We start from the raw sequence: 18093 nt of genomic DNA, 5'->3' as shown, positions 1-18093 counted from the left end.
GGCGTGCTCACGCTGCGATCGCCGAGCTGGATGATGACGTCGCCGCGTTTCAGATGCGCGAGACCGGCGGCACCACCGCTTTCGACGCCATCGATGATCACGCCGCTACGATCCATCGGCAGCTTGAGTCCAACGCGATCGTAAAAACCCAGTTCGCGCAACTGCGCGCGCAAACCCGCCACGGCTAACGTGCGCAGGCCTGAGGTATCGACTGGAGACGCCGCCAGCGTGACGTCGAAATCCAGCGGTTTGCCATCACGCAATGCGGAGAATTTCGCGTGGCTGTCCAGCGTCAGATCGTGCACGCGCTGATCGAAACCTTCCGACGACGTTTCATTGGCGGGCTTGAGCGGCTCACCTTCGAGCGCCACCAGCAAGTCGCCAACCTTCGCCCCGGCTTTCGCGAGCGGACTGCCGGGATAGATTCTCGAGATGCGATAGCCCGGGCGACCAAGACCTATCTCGCGCGCCAGCGACGCGGTGAACGGCTGCACTTCCACGCCCACCCAGGCCTTGGGCAATTCCGGCAGCGGCGTGCGCGCCTGATCGCCGAACACCGGTGTGAGCAGGCTCAGGCGCTGCTCGCCGTCGCGTTCGAGACGGATGATCAGCGGCTTCGCCTCGGCACCCGGACGCGCCGCCAGATTGAGATCGGCGAGCGATGTGACCGGCTTCCCATCGACGCTGAGGAGCAGATCGCCTTCGGTGAGTTCCGGTCGTGCAACGGCCGCCGGTCCGCCCGGTCGCACGCCGGTGACCAGCAATCCCTGCGTGGAATCGAGGCTGCGTCGCCGCCCCATGGCCGCGGTCAACTGCGTCGCGGAAATCCCGAACGGCGGAAACGCATTTTCATCGCCGCGCTCGCGAATCTGCTCGGTCGCCTTGAGTTCAACCTGGCGACGTTTGCCATCGCGGTCGACTTCAAGGACGACCTTCGAATCGATTGGCAACTCCGCGATGTGTTTTTGCAGTGCCGGCAGATCGATCGGCTGCAGCGCGTTGATCGCCTCACCGTTGAGTTTCAGGATGCGGTCACCGGCACGCAGCCCAGCGTTTTCCGGCACCGAGCCGCGCTCGACGGCATTGACCAGCACGCCTTCGGAAAATCCTGTGCCCTTGAGCGAGCGCAGGCGGAACCCGAGGGACACGCGCCTGACGCGGCCGTTGTCGATCAGGGATCGCACCACGCTGCCCGCTTCCGGCCCGGGAATCGCGAACGCCAAATCACCACCGACGATCATGCCGCGTGTGTTCACGCCGACGATGCGCCCGTTCAAGTCGACCAGCGGGCCGCCGGAATTGCCCGGCGCGATCGCCGCGTCGTGCTGGATCCACGCGTAGTAACGCCCGGTCGGCTCATCTTCGCCGATGCTGTCTTCGTATTCGGCTTCATCGTCGAACAAGGACACCAGCAGACGACGCGGATTGTTGACCACGCCGGCGCTCATCGAGTTGGACAGCCCCCAGGGCGCACCCATCGCCAGCACGGTATCGCCGGGGCGCAGATCCAGCGTCTTGGCGAATTCCGCGAAGGCGAAGGTTTCCGGCTTCGGCGGCTGCACCTGTAGCACGGCGATGTCCGAGAGCGTATCGGTGCCGACGAGTTTGGCGGGCAACTCGCGACCATCGGCGAAAACAATGCGGAACGATTTTCCGTTTTGCGTGACGTGCGCATTCGTCGCGATGTGGCCTTGCGCGCTCACCACAGTACCGCTGCCGCTGGAAACACTCAGCAGCGGCTCGCCCTGACGATAATCCTGGCGAACGGTCAGAATACTGACCACCACCGGCAGCACGCGATCACGTGCCGTGGCGATGCGGTTGCTATCGGAAGGCGCCGGCAGGAGTTGGTCGGCGCGGGCGGCGTTGCCACCCAGGAAAATCATCGTCAGCGCGAACAGCGCCGAGCGCAGGACAAACGGAATGTTGCGCATGGGAACCCCAGAAGACCTGGGCCAAGCTTAGGCGCAAGCGCTGTGAAAAATCCATGCGGAATCATCCGCCCGGATGACACGACTGCCTGGTACATGAACGCCCCGGCGTAGGGCACCCGTTCCCCCGATCACACGGGAGAGCGGGTGCCTTCGCGGCGGTGATCAGGCGGCGTCGGTAGGCTGGGAATCGCCGGTACCGCTGTCGATTGCGACATCGCTCGGCATATCCTCGACGTCCGCTTCGACTTCAGCCAGATCCAGGCTTTCGACCGCGATCAGCTTCTCGCCTTCGGCCACGCGCATCAGCGTCACGCCCTGCGTATTGCGGCCGACCTGCGACACTTCCGAAGCGCGCGTGCGCACCAGCGTGCCCTGGTCGGAGATCAGCAGGATCTCGTTCTGCTCGGTCAGCTGGATTGCGCCGACCAGCGCGCCATTGCGCTCGCTGGTCTGGATCGCGATCACGCCCTGCGTGCCGCGGCCTTTCTTCGGATATTCACCGACGGCAGTGCGTTTGCCGAAACCATTTTGCGACGCGGTGAGAATGTCGCCGTCGCCAGCCACAACGATCAGGCTGACCACCTTCGGCACGCTGACACCTTCGGTTTCGACCAGACGCATGCCGCGCACGCCGGTGGCGGTGCGACCCATCGAGCGAACGGAAGCTTCGTCGAAACGCGCGACCTTGCCGTTGGACGCAAACAGCATGATGTCGCGCTCGCCATTGGTGAGCTGGACATCGACCAGGCCGTCGCCTTCATCGAGATTGATCGCCCAGATGCCGTTGGCGCGCGGACGCGAGTATTCCGACAGCGGAGTTTTCTTGACGGTGCCGTCGCGCGTGGCAAAGAACACGAACTGATCTTCGGCGAATTCGCGTACCGGCAATACCGCCTGCACTTTTTCGCCTTCGGCCAATGGAATCCAGTTGATGATCGGACGGCCGCGCGAATTCGGGCCGGCATCGGGCAACTGGTAAACCTTGAGCCAGAACACGCGGCCAGCGCTGGTGAACGTCAGCAGCGTGTCGTGCGTATTGACCACCCAGAGGCGATCGATGAAATCCTCTTCCTTGACCGCCGTTGCCGAACGACCGCGGCCGCCGCGCTTCTGCGCGCGGTAGGCGCTGGTCGGTTGGCGCTTGGCGTAACCGGCGTGCGAGAGCGTGACCACCACGTCTTCGGAAGCGATCAGGTCGAGAATGTCGAGATCTTCCTCGCCCGGGCGGATTTCGGTGCGACGCGCGTCGCCGAATTCTTCCTGCAGGTTGCGCAACTCGGTGCGGATCACGTCGAGCAGCACGTCCGGGTTTTCCAGGATGCGGATCAGGCCGCGGATCGTATCGAGCAACGCGCGGTATTCGTCGGTGAGCTTTTCCTGTTCCAGCCCGGTGAGGCGGTTCAGGCGCATCTCCAGGATTTCCTTCGCCTGCACTTCCGAAAGGCGGTAGCCATCGCCGAGCAGACCGAATTCATCCGACAGATCTTCCGGACGCGAAGCCTGCGCGCCGGCGGCACCCAGCAACGCGCGCACCAGGCCCGGCTCCCAGTTCTTGGCGAGCATGCGGTCCTTGGCGACCTGCGGCGATTCCGAGGTCTTGATCAGTTCGATCATCTCGTCGATGTTGGCGAGTGCAACCGTCAGGCCTTCGAGGATGTGCGCACGCGCACGCGCCTTGCGCAGTTCGAAGATGGTGCGGCGGGTGACGACTTCGCGGCGGTGGCGCACGAAGGCTTCGAGGATCTGCTTGAGGTTGAGCAACTGCGGGCGGCCATCGACCAACGCCACCATGTTGATACCGAACACCGATTCCATCGGCGTCTGCAGGTACAGATTGTTGAGCACGACCTCGGCCGACTCGCCACGCTTGACCTCGATGTAGATGCGCATGCCGTCCTTGTCGGACTCGTCGCGCAGCTCGGTGATGCCCTCGAGCTTCTTTTCCTTGACCAGCTCGGCAATTTTCTCGATCAGGCGCGCCTTGTTCACCTGGTAGGGCAACTCGGTGACGATGATCGACTCGCGGCCGTTGTCTTCGTTGACCTCGACCTCGGCGCGCGCCTTCATGCGCACGCGACCACGGCCGGTGTGGTACGCGGCGTGGATGCCGGCGGCACCGTTGATGATACCGGCAGTGGGGAAATCCGGGCCCGGGATATGCAGCATCAGGTCGCCGATGCTCACTTCCGGGTCGTCGATCAGCGCGATGGTCGCGCTGATGACTTCATTGAGATTGTGCGGAGGGATGTTGGTGGCCATGCCGACCGCGATGCCGGCGGAGCCGTTGATGAGCAGGTTCGGCACGCGCGTCGGCATGACCGTCGGCTCGAGTTCCTTTTCATCGTAATTGGGCTGGAAATCGACGGTTTCCTTGTCGATATCGGCCATCAACTGGTGCGTGAGCCGCGACATGCGCGCCTCGGTGTATCGCATCGCAGCGGCGGAGTCACCGTCGACCGAGCCGAAGTTGCCCTGGCCATCGACCAGCAGGTAACGCAGCGAGAACGGCTGCGCCATGCGCACCAGCGTGTCGTACACGGACTGGTCGCCGTGCGGATGGTATTTGCCGATGACGTCGCCGACGATGCGCGCCGACTTGTAGTAAGGCTTGTTCGAATGCGCGCCAAGCTCATGCATGGCGAAAAGCACGCGGCGGTGGACAGGCTTGAGGCCGTCACGGACATCCGGGAGGGCGCGGCCGACGATCACGCTCATCGCGTAATCGAGGTAGCTCCTGCGCATCTCGTCTTCGAGGTTTACCGGGATGATTTCCTTCGCGAGCTCTGCCATTCGATCTTCCGTTCCCTGCGTTTTTCGGACCCGGTTTCCACGCGGAAAACGGGCAGTCTCCAAAGACGTCCGAGTGTATCAGAAACGCGGGTTCGATGACCGCCTTCGAGGCCGGAAAAACAGGTGTTTCAGGGCTTGACAGGGGGCGTCGCCACACCCTCAAAAAGACGCCGGCCGGGGGACATCGAAAGTGCTGCTTTTTTGCTCAGTCGGAATACGGACGGATGCCCCTCACCGGTACGCAGGGGATGGCGCGGCGCGACATCCCGACAGCACATGGCGCTAGCGGAAACATGCCCGCATCTTGTCCGCATCCGGTGCCAGGATCACGCCCTTCTCGGTCACCAGCGCATCGATCAGCCCGGCAGGAGTGACATCGAATACCGGATTGAATGCGCTCACGCCGTCTGCCACCGTGCGTACGCCGGACATCGACAGCAGTTCGGCGCCGTCGCGTTCCTCGATGTGGATGTCGCTGCCCTGCGCGGTGGCCATGTCCACTGTCGAGGACGGCGCCACCACCATCACCTTCACACCGTGATGGCGCGCAGCGATGGCATGGGTATACGTGCCGATCTTGTTGGCGGTGTCGCCATTGGCGCAGATGCGGTCGGCACCGACCACGAGCCACTGTACCGCTCCGGTTTTCATCAGATGTGCGCCGGCGGCATCGGCGATCAAGGTGGCGGGGATGCCATCCTGCAGCAGCTCCCAGACCGTCAGCCGCGCGCCCTGCAACCAGGGGCGGGTTTCGCTGGCGTAGACGCGGGCGATGCGCTCCAGCGCGACGCCAGCGCGGATCACGCCCAGTGCCGTGCCGAAACCGGCGGTGGCCAGCGATCCGGTATTGCAATGTGTAAGCACGCCCGAGTTCGGCGCGATGAGTTCGGCGCCGAGCCGGCCCATGTGCCGGTTCGCCGCGAGATCCTCGCTTTCTATCGCACGCGCTTCGCGTTCGGCGACTTCGCGCCAATCGCGTCCGGCGGCAGCGAGCACCCGGCGCATGCGCGCGATCGCCCACATCAGGTTGACCGCCGTCGGGCGCGACGCATTGAGTTCATCGATCGCAGGCATCATCGCCGCCAGCGCTTCACTGCCGTCATGCGCGTCCACTTTCAGTCCCGCCAGCACCACGCCATACGCCGCTGCGATGCCGATGGCCGGCGCGCCGCGCACGACCAGATCGCGGATCGCCTGCGTGACCGCTTGGCTGTCGACACAGTCGATATATTCGACAACGAAAGGCAGCTTGCGCTGGTCGAGCAAGGACAGAAGATTTCCCTGCCAGCGGATCGGGCGGATGCGGTCGTAGCGGTCGAAGTCCATGGTCGGGTTCCATTGTGCGACCGCCAGTTTACCCGCGACCCGACGATCGCCCCAGCCTCTGCAATGGCGCCGCCACGTCATTCATTTCGCCCCGGGCTCAGGTAAGCTCGGGCTATGGCCACCCGAAAAGCCACCAGCAAAACGCGCGTGCGCAAGAAGCCGGAATTGCCCGACACCGGCATCGAAACCGCGTTGCACACCGCCTGTGTCAAGGCCGGTGCCGCCGCAGCATTGCAGGTTTCGCTGGAACGCCTGCCGCTGCTCAAACCTTTCCTGCCACGGCCGGTGACGAATGCCGCGCGCGGCGATGCACCGGAGCGGATCCAGCGATTGCTGATCAAGGAAATCTACGCCCGCTATCGACTCAAGCCGGCGCGCTGGGAACTCGAGGGAATCCTCGCCGTCGCCCAAACCCAGAGCGTGCTCACGCCGTTGGCGACGCAGGAAGGATTGCGTTCCGTGCTGCGCACCTGGATGCCCGACCGCATCAGCGGCCCCTTGATGCGCTACACACCACTGGAGCCTCTGATCACCGCCACTGCGAAAGCGGTCGCTGCGACCTGGGCGGCCGGCCGCTATGCCGACAGCGTCTGCCGCCTGCGCAAGGCCGGGGCCGACTGGCTACCGGCACCCCTGGCTGAAGCCCTGAGTCTGGCGCCGGCAAAACTGCGGCGCTGGAGTGCAGAAGCACTCGCGCTGGCGTTGCCCCCACTGCGCTTCGCTACCGCCTGGTCTCCGATCGCCGTCGCGAAAACCGCGGCAGTGAAAAAAGCGCGCAGGAAATCCACCGGCTGAGAAAACAAAAACCGCCGGACATGCCGGCGGTTTCTTGTTTCGCATTTCTATCGCGATCAGTAAACGACAAACTGCGCGCGGCAACCGCCGTTGACCCAGATGCCGTCAGCGCGAAAGCCCCAGGTCTGGTTGAGCACGCAAGCGGTCTGGCTGAGCTGTTTCTGCACTTGAGCCTGACGCAGGTAACCATTGCTGCGACAGAACACGTAGCGGCCGTCGGTTGATTCGCAGGTCACGCGCTGGGCATAGCTACCGTTGTTGTGACCACCATTGCCGTTGCCATAACCGCCGCCGTAATTGCCTCCATTGCCACCGGTTGCGAACTCCGCGCGACAACCCTGCGACACCCACACGCCGCGCTGGTCCCAACCCCAGTTCTGGCCTTCGATGCATTGGCTCTGCGAAAGCTGGTTGACGATGCGCACACCGTCGCGGGTATCGATGGCGCAATAGACGGTACGGGAATTGTTGGATTCGCAGCGGATCACCCTGCCGCCATAACCATTGCCGTAGCCATTCCCATATCCGTTGCCATTGCCGTAACCATTGCCATTGTTCCAGCCATTGCCATTTCCATAGCCGCGACGATCGACGAGTTCGAACTCGGCGCGGCAGCCGCCGCTGACCCAGACACCGCGGCTATTCCAACCCCAGGTCTGGCCTTCGATGCAGGCGGCGCGCGAACTTTGGCGCAGAAAGCGGACGTCGGCGCCGGCATCGACCCGGCAATACACCACACGCTGGTTCTGCGATTCGCAGTTGATCTTGCGACTGCGACCATTGCCGTTGCCATAGCCGTTGCCATAGCGATCGTCACGGTCGTCGTAGCCATAGCCGCTGGTGTCGTAGCTGCGATCGTCATAACCGCGATTTTCATACCCGCGGTTGTCGGTGGTGCGGTTGCCGCCGTCCTTGTGGCTGTCCCAGATTCCGGCGTGTGGCAGCTGTTGCGCTGCGGCAGCTTGAGCCAGTGTCAGCAGCAAGCCGACGATGGCGAAGACGTGGTTGGCTTTCATGGCAATCCCCCTGCTGCGTCCAAAGGTTTGGACGTTCGGCCGTAACATGATCGCGCCACTCTGAATTGCCGTCCAATAACCTGCCGAGCCCGGCAGCGGATTTTGTGCCGATTCACTTTGATGGCCATCCACCTTGATCCAGTTCGCAGCTTGCGATGCCGGCGATTGTCAGCGCCGCCCCCAGCCCCTAAGGTTGCCCCATGACGTCGCCCGCCCCGCCGCTGCCGCCCGTCCATTGGCCACTGTTGACCTGTGGCATCGGCATGCTGCTGCTGCTGGTGTGGCTGGGCCTGGGGCAGATCAGCCCGGCGCAGGCAACCTTCGGCATCCTGGTCGGCGTCGTGCTGCTGCTGCTCATGCGCCGGATGGTCCGGGAAATCCAGCAGCAGATCGTCGACAACCTCGACACTGCACATGCCTTTCGCCAGGAACTGGCGCAGGTGCAGCAGGACACCGAATCGCATTCCGCCGACCTCGGCCTGCTCGGCCGCTACGGCAACCTGCTGCTCGGCTGCCTCGATCTGGCCGAAGCGCTGCAGACCAGCCAGCAGATGCTTTCGCTGTTGCTGCCCGGCAGCGCCGGATCGATCTATCCACTGATCGATGGTGAGGGCCTCGCCGAGGCCAGTCACCTCTGGGGTATCCACGTCTGCAATTCCGTCAACCAGGCCAGCGCCCAGGAGTGCTGGGCGATGCAGCGCAATCGCCTGCACATCGCCCACAGCCATTCGGCGGAGACGCTTTGCCCACATGTATTGGCCAGCAGCACCAGCGAGATCTACAGCACCGCCTGCATTCCGCTGATCGCGCAGGGTGAGTCGCTGGGCTGGATTTATCTCAGCTCGCCAGGTCCCGACACCTATCCGAAGATGCAGGTCGCAGTCGCCGCCGCCGAGCAACTGGCGCTGGCGCTGGCCAACCTGAAACTGCGCCAGAGCCTGCGCGACCAATCCGTGCGCGATCCCCTGACCGGTCTGTTCAACCGCCGCTATCTCACCGAATCGCTGGGCCGCGAAATGGCGCGCAGCGGACGCCGCAAGCTGCCGCTGGCGGTGATGACGTTCGATCTCGACCACTTCAAGGCCTTCAACGACACCTACGGCCACGCCGCTGGCGATGCCGTCCTGGTGGCGTTCTCGCGGCTGCTGCAATCGGCCTCGCGCAGCGAAGACATCGCCTGCCGCATGGGCGGCGAGGAGTTCGTGCTGATCATGCCGGAGATGGACCTCGAGGTCGCCACGCGCCGCGCCAACGAGTTGCTCGCGGCGATGGGGAAACTCGTGGTGATGCATACCGGCAACGTGTTGCCGCCGCTGACGACATCGATCGGCCTGGCACTTTTCCCCGAACACGGGCGGCAGCCGGATCGCCTGCTCGCGGCCGCCGATCAGGCGCTTTATCGCGCCAAAAGCCAAGGCCGGAAACAGATGGTCGTGGCAGAAACAAACAGCGACATCGCCCTGCCCTGATCCAGTTTCCGCAATTGCGGTCTCAGCGGGTCGGCAAGCGTCGTATCAGGCGCGATCGAACGGAAACGCCAGCACGTCGGCGATGCGCTCGCTGCCTAGCATCGCCATCATCAATCGATCCACACCCAGCGCCACGCCCGCACAGCCGGGCAATTTCGGCAGCGCCGCCAGCAGGCGCTCGTCCACTGGCGGCTGGATCGCCGCGCGCTTTGCGCGGGTGGCAAGATCGCGACCGAAACGCTCGCGCTGCTCGGTACCGTCAGTGAGTTCGTGGTAGCCATTGGCCAATTCCAGCGGGCCGACGAAGATTTCGAAGCGCTCGGCCACCGGCACGTCGCCGGGCCGGATTTTCGCCAGCGCGCATTGGCTGGCGGGATAATCGAATACCAGCATGACGCGATTGGCAGGAATCGATGGTTGGATAAGATGCGTCATCAACAGATCGAGCCAATCGTCGCGAGTCAGACCTTCGGGATCGATGTCGTAGACGGCGAGCGGAGCGCGCAATTCGGCTTCGCTGCAGGTGAGCGGATCGAAACCGAAACTGTCCTGGTAGAGCTGATGGAAGCTGACGTCGCGCACGGTCGCACGACGTCCAGCCAGATGCAGCGCTTCCTTCACCAGCTCCGCGCATTCATCCATGAGCTTGTGGTGGTTCCAGCCAACGCGGTACCACTCGAGCATGGTGAATTCGGGATTGTGCCGGCGCCCGGCCTCGCCATTGCGGAATACGCGGCCCATTTCGTAGCAGTCGCCGACGCCCGCCGCGAGCATGCGCTTGAGCGGAAATTCCGGTGACGTACGCAACCAGCGTTGACCCGTGCCGGCGCTGCGCGGACCGATGAACTGCAACTGGAAACTGTCGATGTTCGGATCGGTATTGCCGGCCATCGACAGGATCGGCGTCTCGACTTCCAGCACGCCACGTTCAGCGAAGAATTTCCGGATCAAAGCATACAACTGCGCCCGCAGACGCAGGACCTTGACGTTGGCGGTGGGCTTCCAGTCCTTCATGGCTACACTCTCGCACCGCTGCCACTCCCCTGCAACACATCCCCGAACGCGGGACGTGTAGGAGCCAGCTTGCTAGCGACTCCGCATCAGAGCGCGCGCGGCTTTTGTCGCGACAAGCGGATGAGCGAAAGGTAGTTGCTGCCGTGGCAAGCTTGGTCGCCAGCAAGCTGGCTCCTACGCCTACGCCTACGCCTACGCCTACGATGCGCCTTGTTCGGCGAAAAACTGCAACAGCTGCGCCTCGTCCCATACCTCGACACCGAGCTCGCGCGCCTTGTCGAGTTTGGAACCAGCGGCCTCGCCGGCGACGACGATGCTGGTTTTCTTCGACACGCTGCCCGCCACCTTCGCGCCCAGGGCTTCGAGGCGGTCGCCAGCCTGGTCGCGGCTCATCGACGCAAGGCCTCCGGTCAGCACGATGGTTTTCCCGGCAAGCGGACCATCGGCGGAACGCTGCGGCGGACCTTCGGACCATTGCACTCCGGCTTCGCGCAGCGCGGCGATCACCTGCAGGTTGTGCGGCTCACGGAAAAAACCAACGATGCGACGGGCGACGATCGGGCCGACGTCGGGCACTTCGACCAGCATCGCTTCGTCGGCGGCCATCAGCGGATCGAGCGCGCCGTAGAATTTCGCCAGCGTCTTCGCCGTCGATTCACCGACATCGCGGATGCCGAGCGCGAACAGCACGCGTTCGAGCGAACTGCTTTTGCTCTGCGCGATCGCGGCAATCAGGTTCTCGGCCCAACGGCTCGCGACCTTGCAGCTCTTCACCGTCTCCGGCACCGTGCCGTCGCGCAGGTCCGCGCGCCGCCGCATTTCCAGGAAGTCGTCGAGACCGAGCCGGTAGAGATCGGCCGGGCTGTGCACGAAATCCAGATCGACGAGATCCTCGATCAGACGATCGCCCAGGCCTTCGATATCCATCGCGCGTCGCGATGCGAAATGGATCAACGCCTGCTTGCGCTGCGCGGCGCAATAAAGGCCGCCTGTGCAGCGCGCCGCCGATTCGCCGTCCTCGCGCACCACCGCCGATCCGCACACCGGGCAGACCGATGGCATCGCGAACGCCGGCTGCAGGGGCTCGCCAGACGGATCGAGCGCGCGCTTTTCCGCAATCACCCGCAACACTTCCGGAATCACGTCACCGGCACGACGGACGATCACGGTGTCGCCGACGCGCACGTCCAGGCGCGCGATCTGGTCGGCGTTGTGCAAGGTCGCATTGGTCACGACCACGCCGGCCACGTTTACCGGCGCCAGGCGCGCGACCGGCGTGATCGCACCGGTGCGGCCGACCTGCACATCGATCGCCTCGACCGTGGTCAGCTGTTCCTGCGCCGGAAATTTATGCGCGATCGCCCAACGCGGCGCGCGCGAAACGAAACCGAGCGCCTTCTGCTGGTCGAAACGATCGAGTTTGTAGACCACACCATCGATGTCGTACGGCAGTCCGTCGCGTTTGCTGCCGATGTCGGCGTAGTACGCGAGCAGCCCTTCCGCCGCGACGGCCACGCGCACTTCCGGGCTGACCGGCAAGCCGAATTCGCGCAAGGCCTGCAGCAGCAGCGAATGCCGCGGCGGCGGCGCCCAGCCGTAAACCTGGCCGAGCGCATATGCATAAAAACTCAGTGGCCGCGCCGCGGTCAATTTCGGATCGAGCTGGCGCAGCGATCCGGCCGCGCCGTTGCGCGGATTGGCCAGGGTTTTCTCGCCGCGCGCCCTCGCCTTTTCGTTGAATTCCTCGAAGGCCTTGCGCGGCATGTAGACCTCACCGCGAACTTCCAGCACCTTCGGCGCATCGCCGCGCAGACGCAATGGAATCGCCTTGATCGTGCGCAGGTTGACGGTGACATCCTCGCCGGTCGTGCCGTCGCCGCGGGTGGCGCCGCGTACGAACACGCCGTCTTCGTAGCGCAGGCTGATCGCCAAGCCGTCGAGTTTCGGCTCCACCGAAAATGCCGGTTCGGCATCGCCGGTGGCATCGACGATGCGCTGGACGAAATCGCGCACTTCCTGCTCGCTGAAGGCATTGTTGAGCGAGAGCATCGGCAGCTCGTGCTGCACTTCGGAAAACTCGCGTTGCGCGGCGGCGCCAACGCGCTGCGTCGGCGAATCGGCACTGGTCAGCTCCGGATGTGCTGCTTCCAGCGCTTCGAGTTCGCGCAGCAGGCGGTCGTATTCGGCATCCGGAATCGCCGGGTCGTCGAGTACGTGGTACTGGTGGTTCGCGTCCTCGATACGGCGACGCAGTTCGGCGGCCTGTTTCGCGGCAGCGTTCACCGGATCACCGTCCCGGCTTGATGTTCAACTTTTCCCGCGCACGATCGTAGGCGCGCAACTCATCGCGGATATTGGCGATACGCTGGCGACCCAGGGCATTGCGGTCTTCGTCGAGCAGCACGGCGTCGAGCAGTTCGGCCATGCGCTGCGCGGTCGGCAGCAAGGTATCCCAGGCATCGAGCGCGGACAGCGGCCCGGGCAAGGTGATGAAAAAACTGATGCCCGGCGTTTTCAGATCCTTGATCGTGCGCAAATCGAAGGAGCCCGGGCGGATCAGGTTGGCGACGCTGAAGATCGGCCCCTGTTCCGGGTGCTTTTCCACCATTCGATGGAAAATGCTCATGTGTCCGTAGATCAGTCCAGCCTTTTCCGCGGCGACGACGAGATCGGGGCCGGTTAGCGTGTGTCCGGCACGCGCTGCGACGTAAAGCGTGACGATCTTGTCGAACTCGTTGCCCGGGCGCGCACCGATCTGCATGCCGGGGTTGTCGTGATTCGGCGATGGCGCCGGCGCGCGCGCTTCGCTATGCAGGGATTGTTCGAGCAGATCCAGCTCGGGTTGCGCGACGGGTGCGTCGCCCGATGCACCACCGGCGTCGGATTCGAGGATTTCGCGCAGCGTCGGTTCCTGCCTACGATCGAACTCGGCCGGTTTGCCGGTGCTCAGGCGCGTACCCTGTGCCGGCTTCCTGCGACTGCTGAATACGATGACGGCGAACAGGATCAGCGCGGCGATGCCGATACCGATGCGAAGCAGGGCGGTGTCGCTGAATCCCTCAAGCATCTTCGAAGCTCCTGGCGGGCGCACCCGGTTTTGCCGTGCGCTGAAACATGGCGGAAATCCCGACCGAATTCAACGATGCCGGCATCAGGCGGCACCAACCAGGCGGCTCGCCTCGGCCAGATCCACCGAGACCAGACGGCTTACGCCCGGTTCGCGCATGGTCACGCCGGACAATTGTTTCGCAGCTTCCATCGTCGCCTTGTTATGGGTGACGAACAGGAACTGCACCTTCTCGCTCATCTCGGTGACCATCGTGCTGAAGCGGCCGACGTTGGCTTCGTCCAGCGGCGCGTCGACTTCGTCGAGCAGGCAGAACGGCGCCGGATTCAGGCGGAAGATCGCGAACACCAGCGCCACCGCGGTCAGGGCTTTTTCGCCGCCGGAAAGCAGCGAGATGTTCGACACGCGCTTGCCGGGCGGGCGCGCCATGATCGACACACCGGTATCGAGCAGGTCTTCGCCGGTGAGTTCAAGATAGGCGTGGCCGCCGCCGAACAGACGCGGATAGAGTTCCTGCACGCCGGCGTTGACACGATCAAAGGTTTCCTTGAAGCGGCCGCGGGTTTCGCGGTCGATCTTCTTGATTGCGCCCTCAAGCGTGTCCAGCGCCGACGTGAGGTCGGCGTTCTGCGCGTCGAGATAGGTCTTGCGCTCGCTCTGTTCGCCATATTCCTGGATCGCGGCGAGATTGACCGGCTCGAGCCGGCGCATCTTTGCGTCGATATCGCCCAGCGACTTGCTCCAGGCTTCGAAGTCGGCGCTTTCCGGCAGAGCCTGGATCACCGCGTCGAGCTCGAGCCCGGCGCCGATGATGGCTTCGGACAATTGCCCGGACTTCAGCGTCAGCGCCTGCGCATCGAGACGGCGCGCGGAAATCGCTTCGCGTTGCGCCAGCGATTGCTGGTCGCGCTGCTGCCGGGTCTGTTCGTACTTGCGCAGCTCGTTGTCGATGCCATCGAGCGCCGAACGCGCGGCGGCGAGATCTTTCTCGACGATCACGCGCTGATCGAGCACGGCTTGGCGCTCGGACTGCAGCTTGACGATCGGCGCGTCGCCCTCCGCGAGCTGCGCGACGAATTCGTTGAGGCGCAATTCAAGTTGTGCGCGCTGGCTGCCCATGCGCGCCAACGACTGCGTCAATGCCAGCACGCGCGCGCGCTGCGATTCCAGTGTGAGCGCGAGCTGATGCGAGGACTCGCGCGCTTCGCGGGCGGCGTTGCGGGCGGCGTCACGTTGTTCGCTGAGGGTGCGACGCTGGCCGTCGAGTTGCTGGCGCTCGACTTCGAGATCGCCCATCTTCGCGACCGCCTGTTCCAGGCGCGCACGCGCCTCGCGGATCTGCGTCTGCGATTCGTCCAGCGTCTGCGCCAGCGTCGCCAGTTCGGTATCGATGTGACCAACGCGCGCCTGTGCCGATTCCAGACGGCTCTTGTGGCCCTGCATCTGGCCAGCGAGCTCGGAAACGCCGCGATGGCTCAGATACATCGTGCGCTGTGCGTCCTCGCGATGCTGTTCGGCCTCGAGCAGCTTGTCGCGCATCATCGTCAGCGCTTCGTTGATCGTCTGCTCTTTCTTGCCGAGTGCATCGATTTCCGCACGCAGCGCCTTGATTTCGCTCTCGCGCGCCAGCGCGCCCTGCTGCGCTTCGCCGCTGCGCAACACGCGCAGCCAGCCAGCGCCCAACCATTCGCCGCGACGGGTGATCACCGCTTCGCCTTCACCAAGACGATCGACCAGGACGCGTGCGGAGCCGGCATCGTCGGCGGTCTTGATGCGCGCCAGCAGACGACGGATCGCCGCCGGGCCCTGCACTTTCGCAGCCAGCGAATCGGCTGAAACTACGACGTCTTCGCGCAGCGACGACACCAGCGCAACGCGACCCTGTCCGAGACTGGCGAGGGCATCCAGCCATTCCGTCGGCGCATCCACGGTGACGGCTTCGAGCAGGCTGCCGAGCACGGTTTCAACAGCAGTTTCCCAGCCCGATTCGACATCCAGCGTTTCGCCGAGGCGGGTGTTGCCTTCGATGCCCTGGCTCTTGAGCCAATCGAGCGCGACATTCTTTTCCTGGCCCAGCGCCGCGTGCTGCAGCGCCTCGAGCGAGGCAAGACGGCCGCGCGCGGCCTGAATCTGCTTGCGCGCTTCCGACAATTCGTTCTGCTGCTGACGCTGCTGCTCCTGCAGCGCGGTGAGATTGGCCTTGCGCTGCTCGAGATCGGTGGCGAGCGCATCGAGGCCGGCTTTCTTCTGGTCGTGGTCGTCGCTCATCGTCGCCAGCGCGGTCAGCAATGCTGCCGTGTCCAGACCACCACGTTCGCCGCCCAGGGTTTCGCGACGACGACCAGCGTCCAGCGATTGTTTTTCCAGATATTCGATCTTGGTGCGCTCGACTTCCGCCCAACGCGAGGACTCCGCCTGCGCCTTGGCGTAGGTATCCCAGCGCTGCTGCCAGTCGTGCAGCGCTGCTTCGGCCGTGCGCAGCGATTCCTGCCGGGCGTTGTCGTCGCCGCTCAGCGATGCGAGCTTCGGCTCGGCGTCGGCGATCGCCTCGCGCAATTCGCCCATCTGGCGTTCGTCGCCGGTGATGTGTTCGCCGATCTGCGCGAAGGCCGCGTCGGCTTCGGCGCGCGCGGTTTCCAGGCGCTGCTTGAGCTCGCGCTGGTGGGTGATCTGCTGTTCGATGCGCGCCAGCTCGCCGCTGACCCGATAGCCTTCAGCCTGGACCTTGCCAAGCGCTTCGCTGGCGTCGGTGTGCTGCACGCGGCAGGTTTCGATCTGCGCTTCGGCACCGCGCTGGTCGGCCTGCAGCTGCTGCAGTTTCAACTCGTCCTGGGTCATCGCCTCGCGCATGCCGGCGAGTTCGCCGTCGAGCTTGCGGTATTCCAGGCCCTTGAGCTGCGCGTCCTTCTGCAGACGCTCGGCCTGCAGCGCCTGGTATTGCTCGGCGGCTTTGGCCTGGCGACGCAGGTGGTCGATCTGCTTGTCGACTTCCTCGCGCAGGTCGTTGAGGCGGTCGAGGTTTTCGCGGGTGTGCTTGATGCGGGTTTCGGTTTCCTTGCGGCGTTCCTTGTACTTGGAAATGCCGGCGGCTTCTTCCAGGTAGACGCGCAGGTCCTCAGGCTTGGCCTCGATGATCTGGCTGATCATGCCCTGCTCGATGATCGAGTAGCTGCGGGCACCCAGGCCGGTGCCGAGGAAGAGATCGGTGATGTCGCGGCGGCGGCAGCGCGCGCCGTTCAAGTAGTAATTGGATTGGCCGTCGCGGCTGACCGAACGCTTGACCGAGATTTCCGCGTAGCGCGCGTATTCGCCGCCGACCGTGCCCTCGGAATTGTCGAAGATCAACTCGACCGTGGCCTGGCTGACCGGCTTGCGCGAGGACGAGCCCGAGAAGATCACGTCGGTGAGCGAATCGCCGCGCAGGCGGCTGGCCGAACTCTCGCCCATGACCCAGCGGATCGCATCGATGATGTTGGACTTGCCGCAACCGTTGGGACCGACCACGCCGGTCATGTTGGTCGGCAGGTGCAGGACCGTGGGGTCAACGAAGGATTTGAAGCCGGACAGCTTGATCGTCGAAAGGCGCATGGCAGCCAAATAAGTAGCGCGGAGCCGGACTCAAGCCGACTATCGGGGCGCGAAGCTCCGCCGCATGGTTTCTGGGGTCCGAATCCCGGTCGCCGGCCTATCCAAGTAATTGATTTATATGGATGACCGAGGCGGCGCGGAAGCGGTCGAGGGGCAGTATAGCAGCGGCCGGTCCGGGCTCGATGGGCGCCGTGCAGGAGCGGCGCAAGCCGCGATAGCTGTCTCTAGGGAGCGAGCGTTCGCGACTTGCGTCGCTCCTACAAGCCTGCCTCTTCCGGCGTCCTGGCCTTGATCGACAGGGCATGGATGTCGGTCTGCATCAGGCTGCCGACGGCCTCGAAGACGCGGCGGTGCCGGGCCAGCGGGGCCAGACCGGCAAAGGCGGTGCTGACGATCTCGACCGCGTAATGGCCGCGGCCGTCGCGGGCGCCTTCGTGGCCGGCATGCCGATGACTTTCGTCGATGACCTGCAGCGACACCGGCGCCAAGGTCTGCAACGCGCTGCGGATCATCTCAACCCGGGAATCAGCCTGGCTCATGGCAGTACGTGGCGGAAAGGTTTGATATCGACGCGGGCGTAGACACCGGCGGCGACGTAGGGGTCGGCGTCGGCCCAGGCGCGGGCGTCGGCGAGCGAGGCGAATTCGGCGACGATCAGGCTGCCGGAATATCCGGCCGGCCCCGGATCCTCGGCATCGATCGCCGGGAACGGCCCGGCCAGTTTCAGCCGCCCGGCGTCACGCAATGCCGTGAGGCGTTCCAGATGCGCGGGACGCGCGGCCTTGCGCGCCTCCAGCGAGGAATCGTTGTCGGTGCCGATGATGGCGTACCACATGCGCATGGTCTCCTGGCGAGGCGGGAATGATACGTTATGGCCCGAATGCCGGCGCCCGCATTGCCTGCGGACCGGCGAAAAACATTTCGGGATGTCCGCGCACATGATCCATCGCCTGCTGCTTGCCTGCCTCTTGTCCCTGCCCTTGCTCGCCAATGCGCAGTCGAACGCCACCGTTGCGAGCGCCGCGTCCAGCTCGGCGCCGCGCTTGGGCATCGATTACGAAATCCTGCCGACGGCGATGCCGACCTATGGCCAG

The 18093-nt window shown here is 64.4% G+C and carries 12 protein-coding genes; 2 read left to right on the top strand and 10 right to left on the bottom strand.

The features are described 5' to 3' along the window. The 3 genes from VKM35_RS03345 to mtnA all read right to left on the bottom strand — a co-directional run. A partial coding sequence (locus VKM35_RS03345) for a PDZ domain-containing protein (RefSeq protein WP_324318343.1) occupies window positions 1-1934 on the bottom strand: 1934 nt, incomplete at its 3' end. Between the two features lie 162 nt (window positions 1935-2096). Beyond that, window positions 2097-4724: a DNA gyrase subunit A gene (gyrA, locus tag VKM35_RS03340; RefSeq protein WP_324318341.1), complete on the bottom strand. Its 2628-nt coding sequence runs from the start codon at window positions 4722-4724 to the stop codon at window positions 2097-2099. Between the two features lie 282 nt (window positions 4725-5006). Further along, window positions 5007-6050: an S-methyl-5-thioribose-1-phosphate isomerase gene (gene mtnA / locus VKM35_RS03335; RefSeq protein WP_324318339.1), complete on the bottom strand. Its 1044-nt coding sequence runs from the start codon at window positions 6048-6050 to the stop codon at window positions 5007-5009. 114 nt (window positions 6051-6164) lie between these two features. Between mtnA and VKM35_RS03330 the strand changes: the two genes are divergently transcribed. Then, window positions 6165-6845, top strand: coding sequence for a hypothetical protein (locus VKM35_RS03330; RefSeq protein ID WP_324318337.1), 681 nt, complete (start codon window positions 6165-6167; stop codon window positions 6843-6845). 56 nt (window positions 6846-6901) lie between these two features. Here VKM35_RS03330 and VKM35_RS03325 read toward each other — a convergent pair whose 3' ends face one another. Further along, on the bottom strand, window positions 6902-7861 hold the full coding sequence (locus VKM35_RS03325) for a DUF3011 domain-containing protein (protein WP_324318335.1): 960 nt from the start codon (window positions 7859-7861) through the stop codon (window positions 6902-6904). A gap of 200 nt (window positions 7862-8061) precedes the next feature. Between VKM35_RS03325 and VKM35_RS03320 the strand changes: the two genes are divergently transcribed. After that, window positions 8062-9330, top strand: coding sequence for a sensor domain-containing diguanylate cyclase (locus VKM35_RS03320; protein ID WP_324318333.1), 1269 nt, complete (start codon window positions 8062-8064; stop codon window positions 9328-9330). Window positions 9331-9375: 45 nt separating this feature from the next. On the opposite strand, the gene epmA is transcribed toward VKM35_RS03320, so the two are convergent. The 6 genes from epmA to VKM35_RS03290 all read right to left on the bottom strand — a co-directional run bounded on the left by epmA (window position 9376) and on the right by VKM35_RS03290 (window position 17834). Beyond that, window positions 9376-10344 carry an EF-P lysine aminoacylase EpmA gene (gene epmA, locus VKM35_RS03315; protein WP_324318331.1) on the bottom strand — a complete coding sequence of 323 codons (969 nt, stop codon included), beginning with the start codon at window positions 10342-10344 and terminating at the stop codon, window positions 9376-9378. A 198-nt stretch (window positions 10345-10542) separates the two neighbouring features. Further along, window positions 10543-12627 carry an NAD-dependent DNA ligase LigA gene (gene ligA / locus VKM35_RS03310; protein WP_324318329.1) on the bottom strand — a complete coding sequence of 695 codons (2085 nt, stop codon included), beginning with the start codon at window positions 12625-12627 and terminating at the stop codon, window positions 10543-10545. Between the two features lie 4 nt (window positions 12628-12631). Continuing rightward, a complete protein-coding gene (zipA, locus tag VKM35_RS03305; protein ID WP_324318327.1) occupies window positions 12632-13411 on the bottom strand; it encodes a cell division protein ZipA in 780 nt (259 codons plus the stop codon). A gap of 84 nt (window positions 13412-13495) precedes the next feature. Next, window positions 13496-16999 (bottom strand): chromosome segregation protein SMC, encoded by a 3504-nt coding sequence (gene smc, locus VKM35_RS03300; RefSeq protein ID WP_324318325.1) that lies wholly within the window; start codon window positions 16997-16999, stop codon window positions 13496-13498. A gap of 257 nt (window positions 17000-17256) precedes the next feature. Next, window positions 17257-17538: a BolA family protein gene (locus tag VKM35_RS03295; RefSeq protein WP_324318323.1), complete on the bottom strand. Its 282-nt coding sequence runs from the start codon at window positions 17536-17538 to the stop codon at window positions 17257-17259. Further along, entirely contained in the window at window positions 17535-17834 is a 300-nt protein-coding gene (locus VKM35_RS03290; protein ID WP_324318321.1) for a YciI family protein, read from the bottom strand. The genes VKM35_RS03295 and VKM35_RS03290 overlap by 4 nt, the downstream gene beginning before the upstream one ends. Between the last annotated feature and the right edge of the window lie 259 nt (window positions 17835-18093).

Origin of the sequence: Arenimonas sp., assembly GCF_035312645.1 — a bacterium.
In the GTDB taxonomy this organism is placed as follows: domain Bacteria; phylum Pseudomonadota; class Gammaproteobacteria; order Xanthomonadales; family Xanthomonadaceae; genus Arenimonas.
Note: the sequence above shows the minus strand (reverse complement) of the source record. Positions and strands in the feature narration are given on the sequence as shown.